The following is an 18,188-nucleotide window of genomic DNA, read 5'->3' as shown; positions in this document are numbered from 1 at the left end:
TTTCGGCGCGGTGAATCTTGCACGCCAAATCGCAGCGAACCCCGCAACTTCCCGGGCTGCGGCATTTCTGCGCAATTCTTAACAGCACAGCAGCCACCGCTTTGTTGACAGGGCTCGGCGCTTTGGGCTCAATGCAGCGGGACATATGCAGCTGTTCGGCATCGTGGATGCCGGGTAGCGTGTAGACACAAGATGCGGAAGAGGCGATCGACAGAATCGCCCGGCATCGGGGAGGGAAATGATGCTGGACTTCGTTCAGCAGCTGGTGAGTGGCATCGCGCTCGGCTGCGTTTATGGGCTGATCGCGCTCGGCTTTGTGCTCGTTTACAAGGCAACCGAGGTCGTCAATTTCGCCCAGGGCGATCTGATGATGCTGGGCGGGTTCTTCGCCTTCACCTTCATCGGCATGCTCGGCCTTAATTATTGGCTCGGATTCGCCGGCGCGGTCATCGCCATGGCGGCGTTCGGCATGCTGGCCGAACGCGTCGTGGTGCGACCGATCCTTGGCTATCCGCAGTTTTCCATCATCATGGCGACGATCGGGCTCGGATATTTCCTGCGCTCCGTGGTCGGCATGATCTGGGGCACCGACGATTTCAAGATCGACACGCCGTTCAGCGATGGCGTGTTGCGGATCGGCTCGCTGGTGCTGGCATACGACAAGCTCTCGGTGATCGCCGCAACCGTGATCCTTTGCGCGCTGCTCTATCTCTTCTTCAACCGCACCACGCTCGGCACCGCGATGCGTGCCAGCTCGGAGAACATGCTGGCCGCCTACTACATGGGCATTCCGGTCAAGCGCGTGGTGTCGATCGTGTGGGCGATCAGTGCTGCGGTCGCGACTGCCGCCGGCGTGCTGCTGGCGCCGATCACCTTCATTCACTCCAATGTCGGTCTCGTGCTGGGCCTGAAGGCGTTTCCCGCCGCGGTGCTCGGCGGTTTCGGCTCCATCCCCGGCGCGGTGGTGGGCGGCGTGCTGATCGGCGTGATCGAGAGCATGGCCGGCTTCTACCTGCCGCAGGGCTGGAAGGACGTCGCGCCCTACATCGTGCTTCTGGTGGTGCTGTTGCTCAAGCCCGAAGGCCTGTTCGGTATCCATACGCGGAAGAAGGTCTAATGCGGTTCCTCTTCAAGACGGATTACGAAGACGACATCAGGCTGTTTCCGCACAGCGGCTACGTCGTCTCCTACGGCATCCTGCTGGCGTTTCTTGTGATCGCGCCGTTCGTGCTGTCGAGCTATCTGGTCAGCCAGCTGGTGTTCGTCTGCATCTACGCCACGGTGGGCGTAGGCCTGATGATTCTCACCGGATTCACAGGGCAGGCCTCGCTCGGCCACGCCGCCTTTCTGGCGATCGGCGCCTATACGGCGGCCTATCTGCAGCAATACAACGTTCCGTTCCCGGTCTACTTCCTGGCTGGCGGCCTGTTGACCGGCGTGGTCGGTGCGCTGGTCGGATTCCCGGCGCTGCGGCTGACGGGCATCTATCTCGTCATCGCGACGATTTCCTTTGCCTTCATCGTCGAGGAAGTGCTGGCGCGCTGGGAAAGCGTGACCCACGGCAATGAGGGCATGCGCGTCAAGACCTTGAGCCTGTTCGGGCAGGCGGTGCCGCAAAACGGCCCGGCCTTCTACTTTCTTTGTCTCGGCGTGTTGATCCTGACCATCATCGGCACGCTCAATCTGCTGCGCTCGCCCACGGGACGCGCCTTCGTCGCGATCCGCGACAGCGAAACGGCGGCGCGCAGCATGGGCGTCAATGTCTCGCTCTACAAGGTGAAGTCGTTTGCGATCAGCGCGGCGATTACCGGATTGGCCGGTGTGCTGTTCGCGCACAAGCTCTCCTTCATCTCTCCGGAAATGTTCACGCTGCAGCTCTCGATCGAGTTCATCATCGTGATCCTGATCGGCGGCACCTTCAGCCTGCACGGCGCGGTACTCGGCGCGATCTTCCTGGTCATGATCGATCCGTTCCTGACCTATCTGAAGGACGACCTGCCCGGCATCATCGCGGGAATCTTCGCAACGTTCGGCGCGGACAGCGTGACCGCGGGGAAGATCTACAGCAACGTCGCCGCCATTGCCTCCGCCAACGGCCTCAAGGGCGCGATCTACGGAGTGATCATCGTGCTGTTCGTGCTGTTCGAGCCGCTTGGCCTGTATGGGCGCTGGCTGAAGATAAAGCTCTTCTTCCAGCTATTCCCGCTCTACAAGCGTGCCACCTTCAAGCGTCAGAAAATCTATGTGAAATCGGAGCGGAACCGATGAGCTACTTCCGTGCCGAGAACCTGTCTTTGCATTTCGGCGGCCTGAAGGCGGTCGATTCCGTCAGCTTCGCGGTAGAGAAGGGCGAGATCCTCTCGATCATCGGCCCGAATGGCGCGGGCAAGAGTTCGATCTTCAACCTGATCTCGCGGATCTATCCGCCCACTTCGGGCAGGATCTTTTTCGAAGACCAGGACATCACCGAACAGCCGGCCTACGAGATTGCCGGCCTCGGCATTGCCCGCACCTTCCAGAACATCGAGCTGTTCGAGAATGCGACCATGCTGAGCAACCTGCTGGTCGGCCGTCACCGGCACTCCACCACGCAGCTCTGGCAGGAATTGCTGTTCCTGCCGAGCGTGCGCGCCGGTGAAAAGGTCCATCGCCGCCGCGTCGAGCAGGTGATCGAATTCCTCGATCTCGAAGCCTATCGCGACAAGCTGATCTCCGGGCTGCCTTACGGCGTCCGCAAGGTGATCGAGCTCGCGCGTGCGCTGTGCTCGGAGCCGAAGCTGATCCTGCTGGACGAGCCGTCATCCGGGCTGAACGTCGAGGAGACCGACGACATGTCGTTCTGGATCCGCGACATGAAGACCGAACTCGGCATCACTGTCTTGATGGTCGAACACGACATGACGCTGGTCAATCGCGTCTCCGACCGCGTGATCGCGCTCAACTACGGCCGCGTGCTCGCGATGGGCTCGCCGTCCGAGGTGCAGCGCCATCCCGATGTCGTCGCCGCCTATCTCGGCGCATGAGGATGATGCCATGAGCGCTTCCGACATCATCCTCAAGCTCAGCAATATCGAGAGCTATTACGGGCCGATCATGGCGATCCGCGGCATCAGCCTGGAGGTGCCGCGCGGCCGTATCGTCACGTTGCTCGGCGCCAACGGCGCCGGCAAGACCACGGTGCTCAAGACCATCTCCGGCATTCTCGATCCCCAGAAGGGCTCGATCGAGTTTTTGGGCAAGCCGATCCAGCGCATGGAAGCCGACAAGATCGTGCGGCTGGGCTTAAGCCACGTACCGGAGGGGCGTGAGGTGTTTCCGTTCCTCTCGGTGCGGGAAAACCTGATGATGGGCGCCTATCCGCGCAAGGACCGCGACGGTGTCGCGGAGGATCTCGAGCGGGTCTACGGCTATTTCCCGCGGCTGAGGGAGCGCATTAACCAGCCGGCCGGACAGCTTTCCGGCGGCGAGCAGCAGATGCTGGCGATCGGGCGGGCATTAATGAACCGTCCGACCCTGCTACTTCTGGATGAGCCGTCGCTCGGGCTGTCGCCGATCCTTGTGAAGGAGATATTTACCATCATCAAGCGCGTCAACGAGGAGCAGGGGATGTCCATCCTGCTGGTCGAGCAGAACGCCAAGGTAGCGCTGGAGACGGCGCATTATGGCTACGTGCTGGAAATCGGCCGGGTCGTGATGAACGACACCTGCGAGCGGCTGATGAATTCAAAGGACATCCAGGAATTCTATCTCGGCGCCAAGGAAGAAGGCGCCCGCGGCGAGCGGCGTTGGAAAAAGAAGAAGACCTGGCGTTAGAAGGTCCGGCGTTAACCGTCGCAGTCAAAAGCATGGCGTTCAGAACGAGTTAGGGCTAGATTCAGGCCTGCTTCAAGAAAGCAAGACCGGTTGCCAAGACCGGCACCTGAGGCAGGCGACAGAGGGAGGAAGACGCATGGCCAGACCGGCAGTGCTGACGGTCGCCGACACGATCGCGAAGAGTTTTCTGAAGTCCGTGGAAACCCGCGGCGACCGGCCGGCGATCCGCGAAAAGAAATTCGGCATCTGGCAGCCGACCAGTTGGCGCGAATGGCTGCAGATCTCCAAGGATATCGCATTCGGCCTGCATGCGTCAGGCTTCCAACCCGGCGACGTTGCCTCGATCATCGCCAACGCGGTGCCGGAATGGGTCTATGCCGACATGGGCATTCTCTGCGCCGGCGGTGTTTCGTCGGGCATCTATCCGACCGACTCCTCCTCGCAGGTCGAATATCTCATCAACGATTCCTCGACCAAGGTGATCTTCGCCGAGGACGAGGAGCAGCTCGACAAGATCCTGTCGTGCCGTTCGCGGTGTCCGACGCTGCAGAAGATCGTCGTGTTCGACATGGAGGGCCTGAGCGGCTTTACCGACCCGATGGTGCTGTCGCTGGCCGAGTTCACGGCGCTCGGGCGCAACCACGAGCAGGGCAATGAGGCGCTGTGGGATGAGATGATCGAACGCCGCAGTGCGGGCGATCTCGCCGTTCTCGTCTACACGTCAGGCACCACCGGCCCGCCCAAGGGCGCCATGCATTCCAATCGGAGCGTGACGCATCAGATGCGCCACGCCAACGACCTGTTTCCGTCGACCGACAACGAAGAGCGGCTGGTGTTCCTGCCGCTCTGCCATGTCGCCGAGCGGGTCGGCGGCTATTACGTTTCGCTGGCGTTGGGATCGGTGATGAACTTCGCCGAAAGCCCGGAGACGGTGCCGGACAATCTGCGCGAGGTGCAGCCGACCGCGTTCCTCGCGGTGCCGCGGGTCTGGGAGAAGTTCTACTCCGGGATCACGATTGCGTTGAAAGACGCGACAAATTTCCAGAAGTGGATGTACCGCAACGCGCTCGCCATCGGCAACCGGGTGACGGAGTACAGGCTGCAGGGCGATACACCGCCATTGTCGCTGCGGCTCGCCAACAGCGCCGCTTACTATCTCGTGTTCCGCAACATCCGCCGCATGCTCGGACTCGACCGCTGCCGGTTGGCTTTCACTGGTGCTGCGCCAATCGCGCCGGATCTGATTCGCTGGTATCTCGCGCTCGGCCTCGACATGCGCGAGGTCTACGGCCAGACCGAGAATTGCGGTGTCGCCACCGTGATGCCGCCCGATCGCATCAAGCTCGGTTCGGTCGGCAAGGCAGCACCCTGGGGCGAGGTCGCGATTTCGCCGCAGGGCGAGATCCTGATCCGCGGCGATTTCCTGTTCATGGGTTATCTGAACCAGCCGGAAAAGACCGCCGAGACCATCGACGCCAAGGGATGGCTGCACACCGGCGACGTCGGCTCGATCGACAATGAAGGCTTTGTCAGGATCACCGACCGGATGAAGGACATCATCATCACCTCGGGCGGCAAGAACATCACGCCGTCGGAAATCGAGAACCAGTTGAAGTTCTCGCCTTACGTCTCGGACGCCGTTGTCATCGGCGACAAGCGGCCGTACCTGACGTGCCTGGTCATGATCGACCAGGAGAATGTCGAGAAATACGCCCAGGACCACGACATTCCCTTCACCAACTACGCGAGTCTCTGCCGCGCGCCCGAGATCCAGGACCTGATCCAGCGCGAGATCGAGGCGGTCAACGTCAACTTCGCGCGCGTCGAAACCATCAAGAAGTTCTACCTGATCGAACGTCAGCTCACGCCCGAGGACGAGGAGCTGACGCCGACCATGAAGCTGAAGCGCAGCTTCGTGAACAAGCGCTATGCCGCCGAAATCAACGCCATGTATGGCGAACGGGCGGTGGCGTAGCGCAGCGGACATCGGAAACGGCGAAGGATTGAGAAGGCCCTACCCTTCGCTCAACACGGGCCAACAAGGAGGATATTGCAATGTCGAAATCGTTTAGGGCGTTGGGCCTTGCGGTGAGCGCCCTTGCGCTGACCCAACTGCCGGCCGCAGCCCAGACCAAGATTACCGATCAAGGCATCTCGGCGAGCGAGATCGTCATCGGAACCCATCAGGATCTATCCGGCCCGATCAAGGTCTGGGGCGTTCCGGTTTCCAACGGCATGAAGATGGCAGCCGAGGAAATCAATGCCGCCGGCGGTATCCACGGCCGCAAGATCAAACTGATCATCGAGGACAGCGGCTACGATCCGAAGCGCGCCGTGCTGGCGTCGCAGAAGATGGTCGAGCGCGACAAGATCTTCGCCATGGTCGGCCCGATGGGTTCACCCACCGTGCTCGCATCGCAGGACATCCTGTTCGATGCCGGCGTGCTGCAGCTATTCCCGCTGACGGCGGCCGAATTCACCTTCAAGTTCGATCCGGCGAAGCCGCAGGAGCGGCTGAAGTTCAACAATTTGCTGCCCTATGTCGAGAGCACGCGCGCGGCGGTCAAGTACATGATCGAGGGCAAGAACTTCAAGAAGCCCTGCATCCTGTATCAGGACGACGAGTACGGAAAGAACGTGCTTGACGGGTTCACGCAGCAGGTCAAGGCGATGAAGCTGGAGCCGGCCTCGGTCACCAGCTACAAGCGCGGCGCTTCCGACTTCAGCGCGCAGGTCGCCAAGATGAAGTCCGACGGCTGCGATATGGTCGTGCTCGGTACGGTGATCCGCGAAACCATCGGCGCGATGGGCGAAGCCAAGAAGCTCGGCTGGGACGTCACCTTCCTCGGCGCCACACCGACCAACGTGCTGGAAGTTCCGGCGCTCGGCAAGGAGGCGGTCGAAGGCCTCTATGCGGCTTCGGGCTTCGAAATTCCGTACGAAGACACGGCAAAGGGCAAGGTCAAGGACTGGCTCGCCAACTACAAGAAGATGTTCGGCTCGGACGCCAATACGCAGGCGATCATTGGCTACAACGCCATGACGACCTTTGCGTTCTACGCCGAGAAGGCAGGAAAGGACCTGACCGGCCAGAAGATGATGAACGCGCTGGAGTCAGGCGAGCAGTTCCGCGACATCTTCAACTCGCCCCCGACCAAGTTCTCCAAGACCGACCATCTCGCCAACACGATCACCCAGGTCCAGCAGATCAAGAACGGCCGCTGGGTGCTGGTCAAGGAAGGCCTGATGTTCTGAGCGAGGGCTCGCTCCCAACGGCAAAGGCTAACGACACAGGGCTGCGCGAGACGATCGCGCAGCCCTTACTTATTGTATTTGCGGTCTCCGATCGGAGCTCCGTCATTGCGAGGAGCGAAGCGACGAAGCAATCCATTCCTTCTTGCGGCACGATGGATTGCTTCGCTTCGCTCGCAATGACGGTTGTTACTACTTCGGCTGGAACCCCGCCGAAACAACAAAGGGCTGCGCGATCGTCTCGTGCGGCCCTTCTGCTTCGCTATGTGCTTCGGGTTCGCGGCTAGCACGCGCCCCGGAATGACTTCATCACTTCGGCCGGATCGCGTCCGCGGTGCCCTGGATGAAGGCCTGCAGCTTCGGGATATCCTCTTCCTTCAGCTTGCCGGTGAAGTCAGGCATGCCGCGGTCGCGGAACGGGCCCTTGAACACGATGTCCTTCAGGTTGGTGATGCTCTCCGGCGCGACATAGCCGAGGTTCCGGATGTTGCCGCCGTTGTCGACGCCGGGCACGCTGTGGCAGGCAGCGCAGGCGGCGACGTAGATGGCGGTGCCTTCAGGGATATCCTTCGGGTCATACTTCACGCCCTTCAACAGGCCTTCGGTCTGGTACTTCACGAAGGCCGGCAGCGGCGCCTTGCCATCGATCGCGAAGGTGTAGACCGTGCCGGGGCTCTGCAATTCGGTGGCGCGAATCCACTGGCCGATCACGCCGCCCCAGCCGACCGCGATCGAGACATATTGCTTGCCGTCGAGCATGTAGGTCGAGGCCGCCGCGACCACGCCGGAGCCGGTCGGGCTTTCCCAGAGCTTCTCGCCTGACGTGGCGTTGTAGGCGACGAAGCGGCCGTCGGCCGTACCCTGGAACACCAGGTTGCCCGCGGTGGTGAGGGTGCCGCCGTTCCACGGCGCCACGTGCTCGACGCGCCAGGCTTCCTTCTGCTTGACCGGATCCCAGGCCACCAGGCGTCCGAATGCCGGGTTCTTGGGGGGCGTGGCGTTCAGCATGAAGCCGATATTCCAGCCCGTTGCGCTGGCGAATTTGCCGGGCTCGACGGCATTGTGCTTGAAGGCCTTTTCCGGCGTGAGGTTGACGGGTACGCCCTGCGCCGGAATATAGACAAGACCGGTCTGCGGATTGAACGACATCGGATGCCAGTTGTGGGCGCCGGCAGGGCCGGGAATGCTGTCATAGGCTTCGTCGCTGCGCGCCTCCTTTATCTCGATCGGCCGGCCGTTGGCGTCGTAGCCGGTGGCCCAGTTCACGTCGACGAAGTTCTTCGCCGAGATGAACTTGCCGTTGGTGCGGTCGATGACGAAGAAGAAGCCGTTCTTCGGCGCATGCAGGATCACCTTGCGCGGCGCGCCGTCGATGTTGATGTCGGCGAGGATCATCGGCTGGGTAGCCGTGTAGTCCCAGTGATCGCCGGGCGTTTCCTGGTAGTGCCAGGCGTATTTTCCGGTATCGGCATTCAGCGCGACGATCGAGGACAGATACAGGTTGTCGCCGCCGGCGGGGCTGCGGACTTTCTGATTCCACGGCGAACCGTTGCCGGTGCCGATATAGACGAGGTTCAGGTCGGGATCGAAGGTGATGGTGTCCCAGACCGTGCCGCCGCCGCCGTTGATCCAGTATTTGCCGGCCGGATCCCAGGTCTTGGCCGCGGCCGCCATCGATTCATCCTCGAACGGCTTTGACGGATCGCCTGGCACCGTGAACCACCGCCATGCCTGGTTACCGGTCTCCGCGTCATAGGCGGTGACGTAGCCGCGCGCGCCGAATTCGGCGCCGCCATTGCCGATCACCACCTTGCCGTTGAATACGCGCGGCGCGCCGGTGATGGTGTAGGAGTGCTCCTTGCTGGCGATGGTGTCCTTCTCCCAGACCACCTTGCCGGTGGCGGCGTCGAGCGCGAACAGCCGGCCGTCATAGGCGCCGAAATAGACCTTGCCCTTCCAGAGTGCGACGCCGCGATTGACCACGTCGCAGCAACCCTTGTAGCCCTTCTCGCGGTCGACTTTCGGATCGAAGGTCCAGAGCCGCTTGCCGGTGCGGGCGTCGATGGCGTGCACCACGCTCCATGACGCGGTCTGATACATGATGCCGTCGACCACGACCGGCGTCGCCTCGACGCCGCGGGAGGATTCGAGCGGATAGCTCCACACCAAGCCGAGTTTCTTGACGTTGTCGGCGTTGATCTGGTTGAGCTTGGAAAAGCGCGTCTCGGCATAGTCGAGGCCGACGGTCGGCCAGTCCTGCGACGTCGCGGTATTGGCCTTGATCAATGCGCCATCCACCGCAGACGTGACGGCCTTGATGTGCTCGGGCGATCCCTTGGCGGGTGTCTGCGCCAGCGCGGCGCTGCAGGATAGCGTCAGGCCCAGCCCGATTGCGATCGCGGTCTGCGCAAGGCGCGCCGGTCGACGGGAAGTAACGGCAATTTCAGGAAACAAACGGCAAGCGGAATCAACGCGCGGCGAACGTGTCATCTCAATCCCCTCCCAGTGATCTCTAGCGGATCTGCCGGAATGCTATGCCGGTGAGAAGGATCGCGTCAATCAAAGCGAGGCGTGAAATGAAAAAGAGAAAATTCGTCTCGGCATGTTTCACCGAAACGAATGCAATCGGGCATACCGGCTGCAGCGCACCATCGGTCGTGAGGCAGGGAAGATCATGCAAAGAAAGCAGATTGTTGCCGACTGTCGCCGTGCAACATTTGCGCGCCGTCAGTCGGCGCGATCGGGTGATCAGTCGGCGGAGACAGCCAGATAGCTTACGACGAGCGGAGCCACAGGGTTGTTGCCCCCAGCGGCGAGCAGGGGAGAATCGGCGAATCGCATCACGCCGTGTTCGCCGATTGCAAATGTCGGCCGGTAGTTTCTGACGTGCGAATCCTCGACCATCGCCATGCGGCGGTTGTCGAGCATCAGCCATCGCCCGTCCAGCCGCGCGGCGGCCACCGCATGGTCCTCGCCGCGGATGGTATCGTGCAGCACCATGATCCTGAGATCGTCGGGCGCGAGGCCGGCGCGGCGCAAGGCGACGAATTTCGCAATCGCATAATCCTCGCAATCGCCGCCGCCCCGTTCGAGCGTGGCGAGCGGCGACGTCCAGACGTCGATCTGGCCGTGATGAGCGAGGTCGCTCATCGGCCGGATGGCGAGATTGATGGCGCGGTTGATTTCGCCGAGCCGGGCGCGACCTTCGCGCGACTGCGCGGCGTCGACGATGTCGAGGAATTTCAGCGCGGCCGGCGACACGCAGCCGTCGCGGTCGCCCTCGCAGAGCGCAAGCTGCACCATTTCGTCGTCGAGCCGGCGTTGCACGCCAAGCCATTTGTCGCGCAGTCCGCCGCTCGGGAGGAGAGATGCGGCAAGGCCGAACGGCTCGGCCGATCGCTGGATCAATTCCGCCGGCGCGGACGGCTCCGCTGTCTCGGCCCGCAGGTCGGCTGGTCCGAACCAGGCCAGACCGCACGCGACGATGCCCGCACGCCATGCGCGCGAGGTGACTGACAACCCCATCTGACGCCCCTTGTCCGGGCATCGGCGGGCGTATTCTGCCTGCGCGTGACCGGATCATTTTGCAGGGGCAGGATGGGCGGAGGTACTTTTAATCCGCTTAAAACGGGGGGAGGCTGGCCGCGAAGTGCGAAACAGCCCAAAATAACCACCGCCGATTTGGCGAGAATTTTATCGATCGAGTTAAGCAAGCTGCGCGCGCGGGCTGTTGGAAACAGCCTTTAACTGCGTCTTGTGGTTGATTTTCGGTTAATGTGACTTTTTTGCTGAAAATTGTATGATTTGTTAGCTGGTTCACAGTTTGAACTTCAAAAATCGCATCATAGTCCCCCGTGGAACCACGGGGAAACAGTGCCAAGTATATTTTTCAAATTTATACTTCGAATACATGAAGTAATGCTGTCCGGACTGGAGAATTCCGCCCGTATTGTTGCCAGGACAACCCCAAGACAACCCCAGGACAACCAGCGATATCTGCGATCTCTGGGGGAATTTCACGAAGACCAACCCGCCAGGCGTCGCTTTCCGCGATATTAAGATATTAACAAGCATTGGGTGGTTCCGCGCGGCACCTTCCAATGATATGCAAGCTTAGACATTTCAATATTGTATAAATATTAACCTTAGCGGCAACGGTGCCATTTTGAGCTTGGCCGGTAAATTTACCGATGTGCTGTCGGACGCCCATGGTTCGCACCCCCATGGTTCCGTCCGCGTCGACAGCGTTTCGACGCATGCGCCGGTCGACGCCATTATCGTTCCTGATGCCCACCTGCTGTTCACCGGCGACTTCAAGCGCTCGGGCGTCGACCTGGTCCTCACCAGCGGCGACCGCGAACTCGTCCTGCCCGATTACTTCAGGGGCGAGAAGCGCGCCGCGCTGGCCTCGCCCGATGGCGCCCACCTCACCGGTGACATCGTCAACGCGCTGGCCGGGCACATCCAGTTCGCGCAGGCCGACGGCAGCGCCAGCGCTGCTCCCGCTCTCATCGGCCATGTCACCAAGCTGACGGGCAGCGCAACCGCGATCCGCAACGGCGTGTCGATCATCCTGAACCAGGGCGACACCGTCCACAAAGGCGACGTCGTCCAGTCCGGCTCCGATTCGACGCTCGGCATCACGTTCATCGACGGCACCGTGTTCGGCCTCGCGTCGAACGCCAAGATGGTGCTGAACGAAATGATCTACGATCCCAACGGGTCGGACAACAAATCGCTGCTCAGCCTGGTGCAGGGGACGATCTCGTTCGTCGCCGGCGCCACCGCCAAGAAAGGCGACATGAAGGTCGACACGCCGGTCGCGACCATGGGCATCCGCGGCACCGCGGTGCTGGTCGAGATCGATTTCGAGGTGCCGTCGCACGGCGGTGCGCCGCCGGCGAAATTCCAGGTGCTGGTCGAACCCGACGGCACCACCGGCTCCTACATCCTGTTCGACAAGACCACGCTGACGCCGATCGCGACCGTCAACCGGGCCGGCACGCAGACGATCATCAACGGCCAGGGCTCGGTCAGCTTCCAGTCGTCGGTGCAACTGTCGCCCGAGACGCAGAAGCTCATCACCGACGTGTTCTCGCAGAAGTTCACCGACCTGAACAACCCGAACACCAAGCTGACGACCAACTTTACCGACTCGATCGTTCCGCAAACGTCGTTCCTCAAGCTGGCCAGCAATGACTTAGTCCCGGTTACGTTTCAGTTCGTCAACGTCCCGGACAAGCCTGCTCCATTGCCTGGCACGGGTCCCGGTCCCACGCCTGATCACATTCCCGGGCCGCCGGCGGCTGCCGCGCACGGCAGTTCGTTTACCGAGCGCACCGACATCACCGCCAGCGCCGCCGTGGACAGCGTGTCCGGCACGGTCAGCTATGCCGACATCAACCCCAACGACGTTCCGAGCGTCCAGGCCGCGTTTTCCTCCTTCACTTACGCGAACGCGCAGAAGGCCGACGTCACGGCGACGCTGACGGCGGAGCAATTGGCTGCGATCAAGGCGGTCGAAGTGCCGCTTTCCGTGGTGCAGGACCCCAACGGCAAGAACACCGGCCAGGCTACCTGGACCTACAATATTGCCGATGGCGCCTTCGACTTCCTCGCCTCCGGCGAGACGCTGACGCTGACCTATATGGCGCGGGTCGACAACAACTACGCGCCGAGCAACGAGACGACGTTCGTGCCGTTTACGATCGTTATCACCGGCACCAACGACAAGCCGACGCTCTCCGCAACCGGCGGCACGATCACGGAGCGGATCGGCACCGGCAATACGGCGGTCGATACCGTGACCGGTACCGTCACCTTCGCCGACGCCGACCTGACCGACCGGCCCGTCGTCAGCGCCGCGATCTCCACGACCGATCCGTTCCGCTATTACGATGCAGAGGGTAACGACGTCACCGCGACGCTGACGCCGGCGCAACTGGCGGCGATCCTGGCCGTCGAGGTGCCGCTCTCCGTGGTGCAGGCGGCCGGAAACACCCACAACGGTTCGGCGACCTGGACCTACAGCATCGAGGACAGCAAGTTCGACTTCATCGCCAAGGGCGAAACGCTGACGCTCAACTACGTCGCCCAGGTCGATGATGGCCATGGCGGCGTCATCTCCACGCCGATTACGGTCTCGATCCACGGCGCTGACGTCGTCGTCACCGGCACCAACGACCTGCCGACCATCGCCACGACGAGTGCCGCCTTTGCCGAGTTTTCGAACCTCGACCAGCCGAACCCGACGGGGTCAAATGCGCTCCATGTCGCAGCCGGCACCATCAGCTTCACCGACGTCGACCTGACCGACCGGCCGGTGGCGAGCACGGCCTTTACCGCGTTCAGCTACCTGAACGCCTACAGCGTCGACGTCACCTCACAGCTCACGGCCAAGCAACTCGCGGCGATCGCAGCGGTGGATGAGCCGCTGACGGTGGTGCAGAATTCTGGCAATACCAATAATGGCTCGGCGAGCTGGAGTTATAGCGCCGCCGACAGTGCATTCGATTTCCTTGCCGACGGCGAAATCCTCAACCTGACCTACACGGCAACCGTGAATGACGGGCATGGCGGCGTGGTGACCAAGCCGATCACCGTCACCGTCACCGGCAGCAATGATACGGCCGAAATTACCAGCGACGAGCAGGCGGCGACCATCTCTGAGCGTGCCGACACCCACGATTCGGCGACACCGGATACCGCAAGCGGTGCGATCACGTTCAATGATGCCGATCTGACCGATACGCATGATGTCGAGATCGCCAGCGTCAATGCCTCCGGCGTGTTGACGGGCCTCGCCAACGGCACGGTCCAGCTCAGTTGGCTGTCGCTCGGGCCGCTCGCCGATTCCACCGATGGCGTGCGGGGCTCGAAGAGCTGGTCGTTCTCGGCGCCGGATAGTTATTTCGACTACCTCGCCGATGGCGAGGCGGTCACGCTGACCTACACGGTAGAGGTCGACGACCACCATGGCGGCGTCACCTCGCAGGACATTGTCGTCACCATCAACGGCAGCAACGACGCGCCTTTGATCGTGGGTGAGGTGGATCCCCCCGTGCAGACCGTCATCCTAGCCGCTCCGACCCAGCCGATCGTGCTTGCTTCAGGCGTGAGCGTAAACTCGCTCGGCCTGAACACGGAGACGTTCGACAGCCTGTCGGCGGGCTCGCCATTCAACAACGGCGCCGGTTATGGCAATTTCCAAAGCACTGCGCTCGGCGCCACCTTTGCGGCGTCTGGAAATGCTGGAATCGTTAATGGCTTCCCCACAGCTACGACGACCCACGCACCGTCACCTGGGAACCAGCAGCCGACAAACTATCTGAGCATCGGCGGCGGTGGCACCGAGACCATCACCTTTGCTTCGGAGAAGAACGCCTTCGGCCTTTACTGGGGTTCGCTTGATTCCTACAACACCATCAAATTTTACGACGGAACGACGCCTGTCGCCTCCTATACCGGCAACGATATTTCCCCGCTGTTCCCGACCGGCAACCAGAGTTCATTCTCCTCGAACGGCTATGTGGAATTCTCCGGCCTGCCGCCCTTCAACAAGGTCGTGCTCAGCAGCAGCTCGAACGCATTCGAGATTGACAACATTTCCGCCGGGAACGTTCCGGGGCCCGATACCGGGCTTTCGGGGCCGATCAAGGGTACGCTCAGCGTCTACGATGGCGACATCGGCGACACGTTGACGGCCTTTGTGAAGGGCAATGCCACGATCGAATACAATGGATCGGCGTCAGTGCCGGGCAGCATCGACATATCGGCCTTGGTGGATGCCGCTGACGTGACGTTCGATACCGCGCCGAGCAACGGCGGAACGGTTGTCCTGAACTGGAGCTATCAGCCGATCAATGCCAATCTCGACTTCCTGCATGCCGGCGACATACTGAAGATCAAATTCGTCGCAGAGGTCAGTGACGGTCATGGCCATACCGGAAGCCAGCCGCTGACTATTACCCTCATCGGCGCCAACAGTACGACGAGCGGATCGGGCAGCCTCGCCGCCGGGCCGGTGATCGGAACCGACGCGTTCAGCATCACCGAGAATGGCGACGGGACGACGACGGTGTCGGGCCTGTATGTCTCCGACAGCGACGCCACCGCGCCGAATGATACGTTCACGATTCATGCGGCAGCCAACAGTGCCAGCGGTAGCGTGATCCCGCCGACGGGCGACGGCTCGCTCGCGGTCGTCAACGCAGCGCTGGATAACGGCATTGTTTACGATCCCGGCAACGATCCACCGCAAACCGACATGGTGACGCTGACCGTCTCCGACGGCCTCGGCCATTCCGATACGGTGCATTTCGTGTTCAACGAGGCCGCACAGAGACCCCTGACATTGACCGGCACATCCGGCAAGGACGTGATCTTCGCGACCGGTTCTAATGATACGCTCACCGGCGGAGGCGCTGGCGACCAGTTCGTGTTTGCGCCGGAGCTTACCATCAATAGCGATACGATCACGGATTTCGATGTCACTCGCGACAAGATCGATGTCAGGCAGTTCGGCAATATCAATTCCTGGACCGACATAACGGCCGTTCAGCAGGGCAACGATACGGTCATCACGCTCGACAATAACACCAGCGTATTGTTGAAAAACGTGGTTGCCAGTAGCCTGCATGCCAATGACTTCATCGTTCACGGCTAGTAGCGCCACCTGAAGCGGGCGTGCAGTCTCCCCGGCAATCCAAACGCGAGGTGCGCTCAATTGAATCACTCCGTCCGTCCGTGATATCCAAACAGAATGAAGCGATTGCGGGTATTGCGAAGGTGGTTCCAGCGGCGCTTTGGCTATGCCCGGCTGCTGTGCCTTGCGCTGCTGATCGGGTTCGCAGCGCTTCGCGCCGCCGACCCGGCCCCCGTCGAGGAAATTCGGGTCAGGACCTTTGATTTCTTCCAGCGCATCGATCCCCGCCAGAAGACAGCGAGGCCGGTAACGATCGTCGATATCGACGACAAGAGCCTGGAAAAGATCGGCCAGTGGCCATGGCCGCGGACGCGGATCGCCGATCTCATTACCGAGCTGACCAGGCTGGGCGCCGTCGTGATCGCGTTCGACGCGGTGTTTCCGGAGCCGGACCGACTCAATCCCTCCGATGCGGCCGATACGTTCCGCAACCTCGATGAGGACACCCGCGCCAAATTGCGGGCGCTGCCGAGCAACGACGAGGTCTTCGCCGAAGCCATCCGCAAGTCGCGCGTGGTGCTTGGTGAATCGGGGGCCGCGGAAGAACTGGCCGCGCTCGACAAGACACTTCCGGTGACGGGACTGGCGATGCTGGGCGAGGAGCCGCAACGCTTCATGTTCCAATTCCCGGGCCTGCTGCGCAACACCAAGGTGCTGGAACACGCGGCTGCCGGGCGCGGCCTGTTCACGATCAAGCCCGAGCGTGACGGCATCGTGCGGCGCGTGCCGATGATCATGCTGGCGCAGGGCCAGACCATGCCCTCGCTGAGTTTCGAGATGCTTCGCGTCGCCACCGGCTCGGGTACGATCCTGATCAAGTCCGAGAAGGCCGGTATCAAGAGCCTCGGCATCAAGGGCTTTCAGCTTCCGACCGATGGCAATGGCCAGCTTTGGGTTCACTATGCCCGCCAAGATCCTTCGCTCTACGTTCCGGTAATCAACGTGCTGCAAAAGACAGTTGCGCCCGAAATGATCGCGGGCAAGCTGGTCCTGATCGGCACCTCGGCCGTCGGTCTCAACGACATCAAGACCACGCCGGTTTCGCAGAACATGCCGGGCGTGGAGATCCACGCCCAGATTCTGGAAAGCGCGTTGACCGGGGCGGTGATCTCCCAGCCGATCTACGGCATTGCGGTCGAATTCGCGACCGCGCTGCTGTTTGGGCTTCTGGTGATCGCGTTCGCGCCGTTGTTCGGTCCGATCACGCTGGTCGCGCTTGGCGGGGCGTTTGCGACCGCCCTGATCGGAACGTCGGCATTTTTCTACACGCAGCACAGGCTCCTGATCGACTTCACCTACCCCTTGATGTCGACCACGGCGATCTACCTCACGCTGATCTTTTCCAGCTTCGTGCGCGAGCAGCAACAGCGCAAGCAGATCCGTGGCGCCTTTGCGCAATACATGTCGCCGGTGCTGGTGGAACAGCTCGCGCAGTCGCCGGAAAGGCTGGTGCTCGGCGGCGAGGAGCGCGAGATGACCATCATGTTCTCCGACATGCGCGGCTTCACCTCGATCTCGGAGACCTACAAGAACGATCCGCAAGGCCTCACCGCGCTGATGAATCGCTTCCTGACACCGCTCACCAACGCGATTCTCGCGCGCAAGGGCTATATCGACAAATATATGGGCGACGCCATCATGGCGTTCTGGAACGCGCCGCTGGACGACAAGGGCCACGAGCTCAACGCCTGCGAGGCCGCGCTCGACATGCTGGAGCATGTCGACGAACTCAATCAGGCGCGCGAGCAGGAGGCAAAGGAAGAAGGGCGTCCGTTCATTCCGCTCAATGTCGGCGTCGGTCTCAATACCGGCATCTGCGTGGTCGGCAACATGGGATCCGATCTCAAGTTCAATTATTCGGTGTTCGGCGATAGCGTTAATCTGGCCTCGCGCCTTGAGGGGCAGTCGAAGGAATATGGCTTCCCGATCATCGTCGGCTCCAGGACCGCGCTGGCGGTCAAGGACAAGTTCGCAATCCTCGAACTCGACTTCATCATGGTGAAGGGCAAGAAGGAGCCGGAGGTGATCTACGCCATCGCCGGCCGTGAGGACGTCGCGCAGTCCGGCCGCTTCCAGCGCCTGCGCAACCTGACCATCGAGATGCTCTCCTGCTATCGCACACGCGACTGGGATGGCGCGCTGGCGGCGATCGCACGCGGCCGCAAGACCGACGAGGCGCGCTCGCTGGAGCTGCTATACAATTTGTACGAAGCCCGCATCCGCGGCTATCTCGAAAATCCGCCGCCGGAAGACTGGAACGGCGCCTTTGCGCTGCTGACGAAGTAGTTCACTCGCAATCGTCATCACCCGCCTTGTGCGCAATTGCGCACTGGGGCGGGTGATCCAGTACTCCGGGGCGTCAGCGGGTTGACCGAGAGGCTGCGGCTCACTGGATACTCCGCCTTCGCAGAGTATGACG

General features: G+C 61.7%; 10 protein-coding genes. 8 read left to right on the top strand and 2 right to left on the bottom strand.

Features of this window, described 5'->3' with window-relative positions:
• Positions 1-241: 241 nt before the first annotated feature.
• The 6 genes from C7G61_RS01210 to C7G61_RS01185 all read left to right on the top strand — a co-directional run bounded on the left by C7G61_RS01210 (position 242) and on the right by C7G61_RS01185 (position 7,068).
• Entirely contained in the window at positions 242-1,117 is an 876-nt protein-coding gene (locus C7G61_RS01210; protein ID WP_108512250.1) for a branched-chain amino acid ABC transporter permease, read from the top strand.
• Complete coding sequence (locus C7G61_RS01205; RefSeq protein WP_108512249.1) at positions 1,117-2,268, top strand: branched-chain amino acid ABC transporter permease; 1,152 nt, start codon at positions 1,117-1,119, stop codon at positions 2,266-2,268. The genes C7G61_RS01210 and C7G61_RS01205 overlap by 1 nt, the downstream gene beginning before the upstream one ends.
• On the top strand, positions 2,265-3,023 hold the full coding sequence (locus tag C7G61_RS01200) for an ABC transporter ATP-binding protein (protein ID WP_108512248.1): 759 nt from the start codon (positions 2,265-2,267) through the stop codon (positions 3,021-3,023). Before C7G61_RS01205 ends, C7G61_RS01200 begins: the two co-directional genes overlap by 4 nt.
• Before the next feature lie 10 nt (positions 3,024-3,033).
• Positions 3,034-3,813 carry an ABC transporter ATP-binding protein gene (locus tag C7G61_RS01195; protein WP_108512778.1) on the top strand — a complete coding sequence of 260 codons (780 nt, stop codon included), beginning with the start codon at positions 3,034-3,036 and terminating at the stop codon, positions 3,811-3,813.
• A gap of 136 nt (positions 3,814-3,949) precedes the next feature.
• Positions 3,950-5,788: an AMP-dependent synthetase/ligase gene (locus C7G61_RS01190; protein WP_108512247.1), complete on the top strand. Its 1,839-nt coding sequence runs from the start codon at positions 3,950-3,952 to the stop codon at positions 5,786-5,788.
• Between the two features lie 80 nt (positions 5,789-5,868).
• Complete coding sequence (locus C7G61_RS01185) at positions 5,869-7,068, top strand: ABC transporter substrate-binding protein (protein ID WP_108512246.1); 1,200 nt, start codon at positions 5,869-5,871, stop codon at positions 7,066-7,068.
• Positions 7,069-7,374: 306 nt separating this feature from the next.
• Here the strand turns inward: C7G61_RS01185 and C7G61_RS01180 are convergent, their stop codons facing one another.
• Complete coding sequence (locus tag C7G61_RS01180) at positions 7,375-9,555, bottom strand: PQQ-dependent dehydrogenase, methanol/ethanol family (RefSeq protein ID WP_108512245.1); 2,181 nt, start codon at positions 9,553-9,555, stop codon at positions 7,375-7,377.
• Positions 9,556-9,813: 258 nt separating this feature from the next.
• On the bottom strand, positions 9,814-10,590 hold the full coding sequence (locus tag C7G61_RS01175) for a transglutaminase-like cysteine peptidase (protein ID WP_108512244.1): 777 nt from the start codon (positions 10,588-10,590) through the stop codon (positions 9,814-9,816).
• 646 nt (positions 10,591-11,236) lie between these two features.
• Here C7G61_RS01175 and C7G61_RS01165 point away from each other — a divergent pair.
• Positions 11,237-15,730 carry an Npun_F0296 family exosortase-dependent surface protein gene (locus C7G61_RS01165; protein ID WP_108512242.1) on the top strand — a complete coding sequence of 1,498 codons (4,494 nt, stop codon included), beginning with the start codon at positions 11,237-11,239 and terminating at the stop codon, positions 15,728-15,730.
• Positions 15,731-15,826: 96 nt separating this feature from the next.
• Positions 15,827-18,055, top strand: a complete 2,229-nt coding sequence (locus tag C7G61_RS01160; protein ID WP_108512241.1) for a CHASE2 domain-containing protein — start codon at positions 15,827-15,829, stop codon at positions 18,053-18,055.
• Positions 18,056-18,188: the final 133 nt, after the last annotated feature.

The organism is Bradyrhizobium algeriense, assembly GCF_003062295.1.
In the GTDB taxonomy this organism is placed as follows: domain Bacteria; phylum Pseudomonadota; class Alphaproteobacteria; order Rhizobiales; family Xanthobacteraceae; genus Bradyrhizobium; species Bradyrhizobium algeriense.
Note: the sequence above shows the minus strand (reverse complement) of the source record. Positions and strands in the feature narration are given on the sequence as shown.

What these genes read in the sequence shown, in the direction of transcription:
- C7G61_RS01210 (WP_108512250.1), top strand. Translation starts at nt 242, where the DNA reads ATGCTGGACTTCGTTCAGCAGCTGGTGAGTGGCATCGCGCTCGGCTGC.
- C7G61_RS01205 (WP_108512249.1), top strand. Translation starts at nt 1,117, where the DNA reads ATGCGGTTCCTCTTCAAGACGGATTACGAAGACGACATCAGGCTGTTT.
- C7G61_RS01200 (WP_108512248.1), top strand. Translation starts at nt 2,265, where the DNA reads ATGAGCTACTTCCGTGCCGAGAACCTGTCTTTGCATTTCGGCGGCCTG.
- C7G61_RS01195 (WP_108512778.1), top strand. Translation starts at nt 3,034, where the DNA reads ATGAGCGCTTCCGACATCATCCTCAAGCTCAGCAATATCGAGAGCTAT.
- C7G61_RS01190 (WP_108512247.1), top strand. Translation starts at nt 3,950, where the DNA reads ATGGCCAGACCGGCAGTGCTGACGGTCGCCGACACGATCGCGAAGAGT.
- C7G61_RS01185 (WP_108512246.1), top strand. Translation starts at nt 5,869, where the DNA reads ATGTCGAAATCGTTTAGGGCGTTGGGCCTTGCGGTGAGCGCCCTTGCG.
- C7G61_RS01180 (WP_108512245.1), bottom strand. Translation starts at nt 9,555, where the DNA reads ATGACACGTTCGCCGCGCGTTGATTCCGCTTGCCGTTTGTTTCCTGAA.
- C7G61_RS01175 (WP_108512244.1), bottom strand. Translation starts at nt 10,590, where the DNA reads ATGGGGTTGTCAGTCACCTCGCGCGCATGGCGTGCGGGCATCGTCGCG.
- C7G61_RS01160 (WP_108512241.1), top strand. Translation starts at nt 15,827, where the DNA reads ATGAAGCGATTGCGGGTATTGCGAAGGTGGTTCCAGCGGCGCTTTGGC.